Below are 13,654 nucleotides of genomic sequence, written 5' to 3'. Positions count from 1 at the left end.
TGTAAACCATCTGAGGCTTGATTAACAAGAGGCTAACGACATGAAAATCACCAGCCTCCCGTTTTATCAGGCTCTTTCATCAATCGGAACAAATGTCTGCTTATCCGGACCCGTGTAATCAGCGCGAGGGCGGATGAGACGATTGTTATCGTACTGTTCAAGAATATGGGCGATCCAGCCTGACATTCTGCTGACCGCAAAGATCGGCGTGAACAAATCATGGTCAATGCCGAGGCTGTGGTAAACAGATGCGGAATAGAAATCAACGTTAGGCGGCAGTTTTTTCTCCGACGTCACGATTTCTTCGACACGGATTGACATGTCGTACCATTTGCTTTCACCCGTTAAATTCGTCAGGCGCTTGCTCATCTCTTTTAAATGTTTGGCCCGCGGGTCTCCATGCTTATACACACGGTGTCCGAAGCCCATTACTTTTTCTTTCTTTTCCATTTTGCTGCGGATATACGGTTCGGCGTTTTCCACTTCGCCGATCTCAGTCAGCATTTTCATAACGGCTTCATTGGCGCCGCCGTGGAGCGGCCCTTTTAAAGCGCCGATGGCAGCAGTGATGCCTGAGTAAATATCGGATAACGTGGCGACACATACTCTCGCCGTGAACGTTGACGCATTCAGCTCATGATCTGCGTGAAGAATCAGCGCTTTGTTAAACGCTTCCACTTCAATCGGCGAAGGCTCTTCACCGTTTAAAGTATAAAGAAAATTCTCGGCGATTCCGAACTCTTCCTTCGGTTCAACAGGCTCCAGCCCCTTGCGCATTCTTGAGAAAGCGGCGACAATGCCCGGCACCTTCGCCTGCAGACGGATGGCTTTTCTGTAGTTCGCTTCCGGATTCATGGTATCGGCTTCACTGTCAGTCAGACCGAGTAAAGAAATCGCTGTCCGAAGCGCAGCCATTGGATGAACATTATTGAGGGGATAAGATTTGAAGTGCTCAATGATTTCTTGTGGAACGGCAGCTTCTGTTGCAAGCTGTTTTTTCAGTTCAGCAAGTTCCGTTTTATTTGGCAGGCGCAAGTGCCACAGCAAATAAATGATTTCTTCAAAACTTGCATTCTCTGTTAAGTCATCAATATCGTACCCTACATATGTAAGGGTATCGTCAATAATAGAACTTACAGATGATGTTGTTGCTACAACCCCTTCAAGACCGCGTGTTGCTGTCATATTAACCTCTCCTTTTCAATCAAAATTCCCCTTTAAAGAGTAGATAAAACATACGGCTTACTTAAAATGAGTCCTGCAAACACTCCCTTTCCCCTTCAAGAAAATGCTTACATTTCACTGTTTGCGGTTACATAACCGATATGCTTATAGAGGAACATAACAAATTCTTATAAGCTTATTTAAGTTTAAGCCTATTCTTATTATAAACAATAATCAGACATTTGTTAAATGTTTACCTATAATTTTTTTTGTTTCTCGCAAATTTTCTTGATTTTACGCGGTTTTTCCCCCTTTTTCCGCAAGAAAAAAAGCGGCTTGCGGCCGCTTTTTACTTTACGAAGTGAATATTTTTACGATTTGCATCGCCAAGTAGGCGATTCCGGCTCCGATTAACGGACCGACGGCGACGCCGCCAAAAAGAGCGACGGCAAGTATCGTCCCGATCACAAGCGCCGTTGTAATATGAGGATCGTTTTCCAATAGAGTAAGCCCGTTTTTTGCGATTAAAGCGACGGCGATTCCGGCTCCAAGAGCAATCCACGCGTAATACGATCTCATCGCTTCCCCAAGCTGCTTAAAGCCGATATCCCCCGTTGCAATCGGCACTAAAACAGCGATCGTAATCACGGTGACTCCCCAGTTGATTCCTTTCGACTGAATAACCGGAAACAATTTTTGATCAAGCCCGACGGCTTTAATCACAATGAGAAAACCGACGGCAAAAAGCAATGATTGATTTTTAGCTATAAGTGCAATAGCAAGCAATAAGATTAAAAATAAATTAGCCTGTGTAAACATGCTGAAAACACCCTCCTTCATCATAACTGTATTCATATCCCTTTTTTTCAGGAATAAACTAAATAAATAGGACGTGCCGACCGAGAGGAGGATCGATTTGAATCCGCAATATGCAACCATTTTTTTTCGCACGCTTTTTGTACTGGCTGTGGCCGGCGGTGCTTTGGCTGCGGGTTACGCCTCATTTCCGTTAACTTATCCGTTTCTGATCGCTCTTATTCTTTCATCCGCGATTATCCCTTTTGTCGACTGGCTGGACAGACTGACGGGGATGCCCAGGTCTGTAAATACAGTCATTGTCCTTGCCTTTTTTTTGCTGCTTCTTCTTGGCGCGGCTACATTTCTAGTAGCGGAAATCATCTCGGGAACGGCGTATTTGGCAAAAACGCTTCCTCCCCATATCAGCGCTTTTATTACCTATTGCGAAGAGCTGTTCACTTCCCGCATTCAGCCATTGTACCATGAGCTGACTGTCTTATTTAACGGACTGGAAACCAAACAGCAGGCTTCGATCGTGACTCATATTCAGACGCTCGGTGATACAGCTGCTAAAAACGCGGGACTGATGCTGTCACACCTTCTGGAGATGGTGCCGAAATTATTTGCCGTTCTTCCCAATACGGCCGCCGTCTTTATTTTCTCTTTGCTGGCGACCTTTTTTATCACAAAGGATTGGCATAAGCTGAAGACGCTGCTTCATTCAATTCTTCCGGAACGGGTCTCAGCCAACGGAAAGGCCGTTTTAGGCGAGCTGAAAAAAGCGATGGCCGGTTTCATTAAGGCGCAGGCCGTGCTTGTTCTCTTTACGATGGTCATTGTCTTTATCGGGCTTTTTCTTTTACACATTGAGCATGCTGCAACAATTGCCTTCTTCATCGGCCTTGTAGATCTTCTTCCCTATCTCGGTGCCGGATCGGTGTTTGTTCCCTGGATTATTTACTTATCCATTACCGGACAGCTCCCTCAAGCCATAGGCATCGGAATTTTATATATTGTCGTCCTCATTCAGCGCCAGCTGACGGAGCCGAAAATCTTAAGCAAATCGATCGGCATTGATCCTCTTGCCACGTTAATCGCCCTGTTTGCCGGCTTTAAGCTGTTTGGATTTTTAGGACTGGCTGCCGGACCCGCGCTGCTTGTCTTCATCCAGGCGTTTATTACGACCGGCGCGCTTAAAGAAATATGGGCCTATATTACCATTCAATCAAAATAAAAACGGCAGCCTTTGTGACAGGCTGCCGTTTTTTATTTAATAATCTTCCGCTTGTTTTTCGACATTCCTCTCAGCCATTTGAACATGAGCGGTTTAAAACGGTCCCGGATAAACGGAATCAGGAGACAGGCCCCTAACACATCAGACAGGAAACCGGGGATCATCAGAAGCAGACCGCCGATAAAGACACACATACCGTCCAAAAGCGCTTCTCCGGGCATTTTGCCGTATTGCAGATCGCGCTGCACCCTGTGATACACATCGACTCCCTGTCTTTTTGCCACCAAAGCGCCCAAAACGCCCGTCAAAATAATGAGAAGGATCGTCGGAAAAATGCCGATCAATTTTCCCGCCAGCAAAAACAGACCGATTTCAATTGCCGGACATACGATAAATAGTAAAAATAAGTATTTCATATTCTGCCCTCCTGCACTTCTCAGCACGTTCACCGCCCGCGTGGGAATGTGAAAAACAGCGAAAAGACGAAAAGAGAAGGGCATTCCCCTCTCTTCTCTTGCGGCTGTTTAAAGAACGCTTGCGCGGCCTTCATACACTGCGCCGCGGGCAGCGTCAACTGTGATAACCTGTCCTTCTGTTAAAACAGCAGTCGCATTCTCCATACCGACGATGACCGGAATGCCAAGGCTTAATCCGACCACAGCAGCATGGCTCGTTAAGCCGCCTTCTTCTGTAATAAGCGCTGATGCTTTTTCAAGTGATGCGATCATGTCGCGGTCAGTGCTTGAAGCAACAAGTACTGCGCCGTCTGTCATTTTTTGTTCAGCTTCTTTTGCATTTTTTGCAACCACGACCGGGCCGAATGCTGATTTGCGTCCGATACCTTGTCCTTTTGCTATAATGCTGCCGACGGTGTGGACTTTCATCAGGTTCGTTGTGCCTGATTCACCGACAGAACCGGCTGTAATGACAATCAGATCGCCGTGTTTGACAATGCCGCTGTCAAGTGATTTTTGAACTGCATCTTCAAGCATTTCATCTGTTGAATTTGCGTTTTGTCCGCTTGCCGGGAATACGCCGAATACAAGACCGAGTTTGCGTGATACAGACTCATTCACTGTTACAGCCACAATCGGAGCCTGCGGACGGTATTTTGCGATCATACGCGCCGTATGGCCGCTTTCTGTCGGAGTAACGATAGCTGATGCGTTCAGATTGATCGCCGTGTGCGCAACAGATTGGCCGATTGCATCGGTAATCGTCATGCCGACTTGATCTCTGCGTCTAGACAGAATTTCTTTATAGTTCAGAGATTCTTCCGTGCGTGAGGCAATGTTAAACATTGTTTGAACGGCCTCCAAAGGATATTGCCCTGCAGCTGTTTCACCGGAAAGCATAATCGCATCCGTTCCGTCAAAAATAGCGTTGGCAACGTCACTTGCTTCAGCACGTGTCGGACGAGGGTTGCGCTGCATGCTGTCAAGCATTTGTGTCGCTGTAATGACCGGTTTGCCGAGCGCATTGCACTTTTTGATCATTTCTTTTTGCACAAGCGGCACTTCTTCAGCCGGAATCTCTACACCGAGGTCTCCGCGCGCTACCATTAAGCCGTCAGATACTTCCAAGATCGCGTCCAGGTTATCCACGCCTTCTTGGTTTTCGATTTTAGGGATGATTTGAATGTCCGACGCATTATGCTCTTCAAGCAATTCGCGGATTTCAAGCACATCCGTAGAACGGCGCACAAATGACGCAGCGATGAAATCTACGCCTTGCTCAATACCGAAAATGATGTCTTTTGCATCTTTTTCCGTGATGCCCGGAAGGTTAACGCTGACGCCGGGAACGTTTACGCCTTTTTTATTTTTCAGCGTACCGCTGTTTAAGATTTTTGTTTTGATTTCATGTTTTTCTGGATTTGATTCGATGACTTCCAATCCGATTAATCCGTCATCCAAAAGAATGATAGAGCCTTTTTGCACATCTTCTGCCAAGCCTTCGTAAGATACTGAGAATTTTTCGAGTGTTCCCAGAACTTCTTTTGTTGAAACGATAATTTCATTTCCCGCTTGCAGGTCAAGCGCGCCGTTTTCCATTTGGTGCGTACGGATTTCCGGGCCTTTCGTATCAAGGAGAATTCCTACGTTTTTGCCGAGCCTTTTACTGGCTTCCCTGATGTTTTTAATTCTGGCGCCGTGCTCTTCGAAATCACCGTGTGAAAAATTCAGACGAGCAACGTTCATACCCGCTTCCATTAACTTTGTAAGCATTTCAACACTTTCACTGGCCGGACCGATTGTACAAACGATTTTTGTTTTTTTCAACTCGTTCACTTCCTTCTAAAATCTTCAGCTTTTATATAGACAGTTCCTTTGAAAGCTGATACATGTTTGGTTCAATAGTATGTCTTGTCTCCAAAATTTCTATAATATCATGGTCTACAAGCTTGTTGTTTTGTATACCTACGCAGCGCCCGCCTTTTCCTTCGAGCAGAAGTTCAACTGCGTAAGCGCCCAGGCGGCTTGCAAGAACACGGTCAGAAGCGCTTGGAGATCCGCCGCGCTGGATGTGCCCTAAAACAGATACCCGCGTTTCAAGGTTTGTTTCTTCTTCGATGCGTTTTCCGAACTCAACTCCGCTGCCTACTCCTTCTGCAACGATAATGATACTGTGTTTCTTTCCGCGGTCATGCCCTCTTTTTAAGCGGGCGATAATTTCGTGCATATCATAGTCCGCTTCAGGAATTAAAATCGATTCCGCTCCGCCGGCAAGCCCTGCCCATAAAGCAATGTCACCCGCATGGCGCCCCATCACTTCAATGACATATGTACGTTCATGCGACGTAGCTGTGTCACGGATTTTATCAATCGCGTCGATGACAGTATTTAACGCCGTATCGAACCCGATCGTAAAATCTGTTCCCGGGATGTCATTATCTATCGTACCCGGTACACCTACACACGGAAACCCGTGTTCCGTTAATTTTTTCGCTCCCATGTAAGAACCGTCGCCGCCAATGACCACAAGCCCCTCAATGCCGAGTTTCTTTAAATTTTCTATTCCTTTTTCACGGCCTTCAACTGTTTTGAATTCAGGACATCTGGCTGTGTACAGCTTTGTTCCGCCGCGGTGAATGATGTCACCAACCGAGCCAAGCTCCAGTTTTTCTATTTTTCCGCTGATTAATCCAGCATAACCGTTATAAATGCCGTAAACCTCTACATTGTGGTAGATAGCCTTCCGCACGACCGCACGCACTGCTGCGTTCATCCCCGGGGAATCCCCGCCGCTCGTTAAAACTCCTATACGCTTCATTTCCTATTCACCTCAGAACATATATATGTTAAACATATCATGATCATTGCCCTAAAACAATGAAAAGGGACGCCTGAGCTCCCATGAAACCTTACCTATTATACAATTAAATAAATTGTTTTTAAATAAAATTTAAGGAAATATCACAAAAAATAAACGTGAGCCATAGGCTTCACGTCTATTTAGTTTACCCCGATATAATGATCCTCAACCGAAACTTTCCCAATCGCTTTATATTTTTCATAGCGCTGGCTGATCAATTCTTCCGCGCTCAGTTTGATAAGAGATTTTAACGATTGTTTCAGAGTTTCGTCAATATAGCCCGCCTGCTGCTTAACATCATGGTGAGCTCCGCCTTTTACTTCTTTAATCATATGATCTATAATACCTAATTCTAATAAGTCAGGCGCAGTGATCTTCATGGTTTCCGCCGCTTTTTTGGCAAGGCTTGAATCTTTCCATAAAATTGATGCCGCTCCTTCCGGAGAAATAACCGAATAGGTTGAGTTTTCCAGCATAAACATGCGGTTGCCCACACCAAGAGCCAGCGCGCCTCCGCTTCCGCCTTCTCCGATTACGATACAGATGACAGGCACTGTCAGGCCGGCCATTTCGAACAGGTTTTTGGCGATTGCTTCGCTTTGCCCGCGCTCCTCAGCCGCTTTACCAGGATATGCTCCCTTCGTATCAATAAAGCAGATGATCGGCCGGTTAAACTTATCGGCTTGTTTCATGAGGCGAAGCGCTTTGCGGTAGCCTTCAGGATGAGGCATCCCGAAATTGCGGACAAGGTTTTCTTTCGTGTCTTTTCCGCGCTGGTGGCCGATGACGGTTACGGGCATGCCGTGATACTTGGCAACTCCGCCGACAATCGCCGCATCGTCTCCGTACGTTCTGTCTCCGTGGCATTCAAAAAAGTCGGTAAACAGATATTGAATGTAATCAAGCGTCGTCGGACGGTCAGGCAGCCGGGCGATTTGAACTCTGTCCCACGGCTTCAGATTTTTATAAATTTCATCTTGAAGCTTGCTGAGCCGGTCTTCAAGCCTTTCGATTTCAGCGCTTAAATCCATATCCGAATCTTGGGTGAATTTTTTCAGTTCGGCGATTTTTGTTTGCAGTTCAACCACCGGTTTTTCAAATTCTAATCTTGCAGCCACTCATGCTCACCTCCTGTTTGGTGCATGTCCAGCAGAAATCCGAGTTTCTCTTTCATATCGTTTCTATGAATTACCGCATCAAGCTGGCCGTGCTTTAATAAAAATTCCGCCGTCTGGAAATCTTCCGGCAGTTTTTCTCCGATCGTCTGTTCAATGATACGTCTTCCAGCAAAACCGATCAAGGCACCCGGTTCAGCTAGATTATAATCGCCGAGAGAAGCGAAGCTCGCCGATACCCCGCCGGTCGTCGGGTGGGTCATGACTGAAATGATCAGGCCCTGCTCCTCACTGAACAGCTTTAACGCAGAGCTTGTCTTTGCCATCTGCATAAGGCTTAAGACCCCTTCCTGCATGCGTGCGCCGCCGGAAGCGGTAAAGATGATAAACGGGACTTTTTCTTCTTTTGCTTTTTCAATCGCAAGTGTAATTTTTTCTCCGACAACCGAACCCATGCTGCCCATGCGGAATGTCGAATCCATAATGGCGATCACGGCAGGGAAACCGTTGATGTTCCCTTTTCCGGTCACAACCGCTTCATTCAGGGATGTTTTCTCACGGTCTTTTTCGACTTTTTCTAAATACCCCGGAAAACCGAGCGGGTTCTCAGAAATCATTCCCTGGTTGAATTCCTCGAATGAATCTTCGTCCAGGAGGCTTTCAATGCGTTGTTTTGCATTCATCGGGAAATGGTATCCGCAATTCATGCAGACGCGCAGATTTTTATCTAACTCTTTTGTGAGCATGATTTTTTTACATTTGGGGCACTTTGTCATAATGCCTTCCGGAACATCGTGTTTTGCCTGCTCAGACGGCACGGAAGCATATTTTTTCTTTTTTGTGAATATATCCTTTAACAAATGATTACCTCCCTTTTGTGAAGGGTTCTCTTCACTGCATGTCTTCCGATTAAGATAGACTTAATAATAACTTTACCGAAACTATTGTACTTTTTTTGTCAAACGGTGTCATCCTCCATTCGACATTTTTCGCTCTGAAACAGGCGGATATCTGCTTTAAAAAAGCAGTAAAAAACGTTGCTCAGCCTTATCTGTCAGCGTTTTCAAAAGAAATAACGGACACTGCTGAAATTTTTTTAAGACCTGCCCTTAAAAAAATGTCAGCAGTCCGTTTATTAAACAACAGCGCGTTGTTTTTCTGCCAACGCGCTGCCATTCATATATCTGTTATCTATTCGCCGATGACCGTCAGCTGTCTTGTTTTTTCAGCGACTTCTTCAGGATCAACGCTGATTCTTGCCACACCTGTTTCCATCGCCGCTTTTGCCACAGCTTTTGCCACAGCAGGCGCAACACGTTTGTCAAAAGGAGCCGGGATGACATAATCCGCGCTTAATTCTTCCTCCGAAACGAGGGAAGCAATGGCTTCAACCGCTGCAATTTTCATCTCTTCGTTAATATGAGTCGCGCGAACGTCAAGCGCTCCGCGGAAAATTCCCGGGAATGCCAATACATTGTTTACTTGATTCGGAAAATCGGAGCGGCCTGTTCCGATTACGCTTGCGCCGGCTGCGCGCGCGTCTTCAGGCATGATCTCCGGATTCGGGTTCGCCATTGCGAAAATGATCGGATCTTTCGCCATGCTTTCAACCATTTCTTTCGTTAAAGCGCCCTCAACTGAAACGCCGATAAAAACGTCTGCATCTTTAATGACATCCTGAAGCGAACCGTCTTTGCGGTCTTGGTTTGTAAACTTCGCCACTTCGTTTTTCACACTGTTCATGCCGGCAGGGCGTCCTTCGTAAATGGCTCCTTTTGAGTCGCACATCACGATATCGCGAACACCGAAATGATAAAGAAGCTTTATGATCGCGATGCCTGCGGCTCCCGCTCCGTTTGCCACGACTTTAATGGACGACATGGATTTTCCTGATAATTTCAGCGCGTTTACAAGCCCGGCAACGGTTACAATGGCAGTTCCGTGCTGATCATCGTGGAAGACCGGAATATTTGTTTCTTTTTTCAAACGTTCTTCGATGATAAAGCAGTTCGGCGCCGCAATGTCTTCAAGGTTGACGCCGCCGAATGTCGGAGCAAGCAGCTTCACCGTGTCGATTATTTTGTCCACATCATTTGTATCAAGCGCGATCGGGAAGGCGTCTACTCCTGCGAAGCTTTTAAAAAGGACCGCTTTCCCTTCCATGACAGGCAGTGAAGCTTCAGGCCCGATATTGCCGAGTCCGAGAACGGCTGATCCGTCTGTTACGACTGCTACCATGTTCCCCTTCATTGTATAATCATATACTTTGTTTTTGTCATCATAAATCTCTTTACACGGCTCAGCCACACCAGGAGAGTAAGCAAGGCTTAAATCTTTCGCATTTCTTACTTCAACCTTTGCTTTTGATTCAAGTTTTCCTTGGTTGACTTTGTGTAAATGTAACGCTTCTTCTCTTAATGACATTCTTTAATACACTCCTTTTAAGTACTTTGTTACATATTCTGCTGCATAGACTGGTACAATCTCTGGAGATGAAAAAATATCAGAATCTTTAAATAAGATAGCACAATTGCTTCAATTGTATAACAAAAGTATTGTTGTTACCACTATTTTAATACGACGTTTTGCTGGCCCAACAGCTCTTTTAAACGGTATAACGCCTGATGGTCAGCTTGTATATGAAAAGAATCAGGCAGCTTGATCGTCTGCTTCTGCTTCTCATAATAAAGATACACGCCAGTTTCCCCTTTATGCTCCAGTAAAATACGCTTCATCTTTGCCAAAAGTTCCTGATTGTGGCGGCTGCCTTCTATTTTGATATAAACAGACGGCGCTTTGTCAGTTCCCGTTTGTTCCAGAATGGATGCCGCGGAAATGATGAACTGTGTTTTTTCCTGCCGCTGCTCCATTTTTCCAACCGCGTATAAAAGCGCGCCTTCTTTTAAGAGCGGGGACAGCCTTCTGAATTGGTCAGGAAACACGATGGCTTCGATTTCTCCCGTTTCGTCGCTTAATGTGAGAAACGCCATATGCTGACCTGTCTTTGTCCGAATCGTTTTGATGCCGGCGAGCAAAGCGCCGAGGGACAGCTGCCCCTTCGGTATTTTCCGCGCTTCTGCTATCGGCAGCGCCCCCCGGACCGTCAGCCCGTCCCTGAAGGCAGACAAGGGATGGCTTGAGAAATAAACGCCGAGGGCTTCTTTTTCAAACCGAAGCATGTCCACAAGCGGAAATTCCTCGGCTTCTACATATTTTGGCTTAATGGAAAAAGATTCTTCTAAAAACAATCCCATCTGGTCATCGTCTGCACGAAAAAGCTCGGCGTGCTCTAAAGCCACATCAACGGAGGCAAGCAAGGTCGCGCGGTTTTGATTGAATTCGTCCATGGCACCAGAAAATATAAGGGCTTCGATGGTTTTTCGATTTACACTTTTTGCAGGTAAGCGAAAGCAGAAATCGAAAAGATCCTCGAACGGTTTATGTTTTCTTGCTTTATAAATATCTTTCACTGCCGAGACACCTACGTTTTTAATGGCGCGCAAGCTGTATCTGACGGCTCCGTTTTCAACCGTGAACGGAAAACTGCTGCTGTTCACTGACGGCGGAAGGACTTCAATCCCGCTCCCCTTCGCTTCGTACAGATATTGCGATATTTTGTCCTCATTGCCGATAACGCTCGTCAAAAGCCCGCACATAAAATATAAAGGATAGTGCGCCTTTAAATACGCGAGCTGATAACCGATCATGCTGTATGCTACAGCATGGCTTCTGTTGAATCCGTAGTTTGCGAATTTCACAATCAGATCGTAGACCTCGTTTGCAGTGACTACAGAATACTCCTTTTTTAAGCACCCTTCAACAAAATGGCTTCGCTCCCTGTCCAGAATGTCCTTCTGCTTTTTGCTGACGGCCCGTCTGAGCAGGTCCGCCTCGCCTAAAGAAAAACCCGCCATGCGCGATGCGATCATCATAATCTGCTCCTGATAGACAATGACGCCGTATGTTTCAGCCAGGATGCTTCTTACATCTTCATGCGGAACCTCTACACGCGCCCGCCCGTGTTTCCGGTCGATGAATAACGGGATATTTTCCATCGGGCCCGGCCTGTACAGCGCATTAACCGCAACAATGTCCTCAAGCCTTGTTGGCTTAAGGCGCTTCAGCACGCTCCTCATTCCTGACGATTCAAGCTGAAAAATCCCTGTCGTATCGCCTTTTGAAAGCAATGTGAAGGTTTTTTCATCTTGATAGGAAATCCTAGAAAAATCTATTTTAGTATTTGTCTCTTTTTCAATCATCGTTTTAATCGATTCGATCAGCGTGAGATTACGCAGGCCTAAAAAGTCCATTTTTAAAAGGCCGAGATCCTCCAGATGATCCATCGCATACTGCGTTAAGTATACGCCTTCATGGCCTTCCTGAAGGGGAACAATCTCAGAAAGGGGCTCTTGGCTGAGGACGACGCCTGCCGCATGTGTAGACGTATGCCTCGGAAGGCCTTCGATTTTCTTGGCGATTTGAAATATTTTGGCAAGGACGCCGGAGTCAGAAAGCCGCTGGTTCAGCTGTGCGGACTGTCGCCTTGCCTCCTCCAGCGTCATGCCGGGTTTTGACGGAATCAGGCGGGCGAGCTGATCGGCTTCTTTCGGGCTGATTCCGAAGACTCTCCCGGTATCTCTTAAAGCAGCCTTTGCCGCAAGTGTTCCGAAGGTAATAATCTGAGCCACGTGCATGCTGCCGTATTTCTTTTGCACATATTGGATGACCTCATCCCTTCTTGTATCGGGAAAATCAATATCAATATCCGGCATACTGATTCGCTCAGGATTAAGAAACCGCTCAAACAGCAGAGAATGTTTCAGCGGATCAACATCTGTAATGAAAAGGGTGTAAGCAACAAGCGAGCCTGCCGCAGACCCTCTCCCAGGCCCGGTTACGATTCCTTGCTCATGCGCGTATTTCATAAAATCCCATACGATGAGAAAGTAATCGCTGAATCTCATCCGCCTGATGACATCCAGCTCATATTCCAGCCGGCGGACGGCGCGATCATCGGGGGATGCAAAACGGCGGCGCAGCCCTTCAAAGCATACGTCCGCCAAATAATCATCCGCAGATTTTCCGTTCGGCGCCGGAAATGACGGAAGCCGTGTCTGTCCGAGGCTGACATCGACATGGCACTGCTTTGCGATATGTGCTGATGCCTCCAGCGCTTCCGGATGCTCGGCGTAAAGCTCCCTCATCTCCTCAGGCGATCTTAAATGTAAGCCGGGCATCCCCCCGCTGAGATCGGCCCATTTTTCCCCGGCTTTAATGGCACAAAGACAGCGGTAGGCATCTTGATCTTCTTTACGTATATAATGAACATCCCCGGTTGCGCAGACAGCGATTTCCGTTTCTCTGGACAGCCGGAGAATATCTTCTGATAATGTCTCATTGTCTTTAAACGGCTGGTACCCTAAGTAAAACCGTCCTTCTCCAAACAGCGCCCGGAATTCTTCAGCGGTTTGAGCCGCTTTTTCAAACTGCCCCGCTTGCAGCAAGGTTTCAATATACCCTTTTTCACCGGGCGTAATGGCGATCAGCCCCTCATGATAACTTTTCATCCATTTTTGTTTAATGCCGCCTTTTGACTTGGATTGCAGCGCGCTTGAAATCTTCAGCAGGTTTTGATAACCGGCATTGGTCGCCGCCAAAAGAACAAGCGGGAAGGCTTCAAGTTCGGATTCATCCGTGTAAATAGATGCCGTCAGCCCGATAATCGGCTTGATTCCGTTTGCCTTGCACGCTTTATAAAACTCAATGGCGCCGTACATGACATTCTCGTCAGTCAGCGCCAAAGATGAATACCCGAGCGCGCCGGCCTCTTTGACAAGCTCTTTCACAGAAGCGGCGCTGTTTAACAGACTGTAGCCGCTATGTACTTGCAGGTGAACAAAAGACAAAGCCGCCACCCCTTTCTCGTATACGTTCATTTTTGTCTTTCTACATTATAAGACGGGTTTTCATAAGAAACAAATGTTCTTTTTTGACTCATCATCATACTTGTCCGTGTCCTTCAATATGA

Annotated in this window: 10 protein-coding genes; 1 reads left to right on the top strand and 9 read right to left on the bottom strand. The window is 46.5% G+C overall.

The genetic code is table 11. The annotated features are described in order from the left end of the window. Positions 1 to 66: 66 nt before the first annotated feature. Together citZ and AXI59_RS07045 are read right to left on the bottom strand one after the other, a co-directional pair. The gene (citZ, locus tag AXI59_RS07050; protein ID WP_061523076.1) at positions 67 to 1,185 is read right to left on the bottom strand and encodes a citrate synthase; all 1,119 of its coding nucleotides are present in this window, start codon (positions 1,183 to 1,185) and stop codon (positions 67 to 69) included. A gap of 333 nt (positions 1,186 to 1,518) precedes the next feature. Further along, positions 1,519 to 1,983 (bottom strand): DUF441 domain-containing protein, encoded by a 465-nt coding sequence (locus AXI59_RS07045; protein WP_061523077.1) that lies wholly within the window; start codon positions 1,981 to 1,983, stop codon positions 1,519 to 1,521. Between the two features lie 97 nt (positions 1,984 to 2,080). On the opposite strand from AXI59_RS07045, the gene ytvI reads away from it, so the two are divergent. Then, a complete protein-coding gene (gene ytvI, locus AXI59_RS07040) occupies positions 2,081 to 3,196 on the top strand; it encodes a sporulation integral membrane protein YtvI (protein WP_061527747.1) in 1,116 nt (371 codons plus the stop codon). Positions 3,197 to 3,228: 32 nt separating this feature from the next. On the opposite strand, the gene AXI59_RS07035 is transcribed toward ytvI, so the two are convergent. The 7 genes from AXI59_RS07035 to dnaE all read right to left on the bottom strand — a co-directional run bounded on the left by AXI59_RS07035 (position 3,229) and on the right by dnaE (position 13,532). Next, the gene (locus tag AXI59_RS07035) at positions 3,229 to 3,612 is read right to left on the bottom strand and encodes an FxsA family protein (protein ID WP_061523079.1); all 384 of its coding nucleotides are present in this window, start codon (positions 3,610 to 3,612) and stop codon (positions 3,229 to 3,231) included. Positions 3,613 to 3,720: 108 nt separating this feature from the next. Next, positions 3,721 to 5,478: a pyruvate kinase gene (pyk, locus tag AXI59_RS07030; RefSeq protein ID WP_061527746.1), complete on the bottom strand. Its 1,758-nt coding sequence runs from the start codon at positions 5,476 to 5,478 to the stop codon at positions 3,721 to 3,723. A 31-nt stretch (positions 5,479 to 5,509) separates the two neighbouring features. Further along, positions 5,510 to 6,469, bottom strand: coding sequence for a 6-phosphofructokinase (gene pfkA / locus AXI59_RS07025; RefSeq protein ID WP_061523081.1), 960 nt, complete (start codon positions 6,467 to 6,469; stop codon positions 5,510 to 5,512). 182 nt (positions 6,470 to 6,651) lie between these two features. Continuing rightward, positions 6,652 to 7,629 carry an acetyl-CoA carboxylase carboxyl transferase subunit alpha gene (accA, locus tag AXI59_RS07020; RefSeq protein ID WP_061523082.1) on the bottom strand — a complete coding sequence of 326 codons (978 nt, stop codon included), beginning with the start codon at positions 7,627 to 7,629 and terminating at the stop codon, positions 6,652 to 6,654. After that, on the bottom strand, positions 7,614 to 8,486 hold the full coding sequence (accD, locus tag AXI59_RS07015; RefSeq protein WP_061523083.1) for an acetyl-CoA carboxylase, carboxyltransferase subunit beta: 873 nt from the start codon (positions 8,484 to 8,486) through the stop codon (positions 7,614 to 7,616). The genes accA and accD overlap by 16 nt, the downstream gene beginning before the upstream one ends. Positions 8,487 to 8,817: 331 nt before the next feature. Next, positions 8,818 to 10,050, bottom strand: coding sequence for an NADP-dependent malic enzyme (gene ystJ / locus AXI59_RS07010; RefSeq protein ID WP_061523084.1), 1,233 nt, complete (start codon positions 10,048 to 10,050; stop codon positions 8,818 to 8,820). Between the two features lie 143 nt (positions 10,051 to 10,193). Beyond that, positions 10,194 to 13,532, bottom strand: coding sequence for a DNA polymerase III subunit alpha (gene dnaE / locus AXI59_RS07005; protein ID WP_061523085.1), 3,339 nt, complete (start codon positions 13,530 to 13,532; stop codon positions 10,194 to 10,196). Between the last annotated feature and the right edge of the window lie 122 nt (positions 13,533 to 13,654).

The organism is Bacillus nakamurai, assembly GCF_001584325.1.
GTDB lineage: Bacteria > Bacillota > Bacilli > Bacillales > Bacillaceae > Bacillus > Bacillus nakamurai.
The sequence above is the reverse complement of the archived record's forward strand: the minus strand, read 5'-3'. Positions and strand labels throughout refer to the sequence as shown.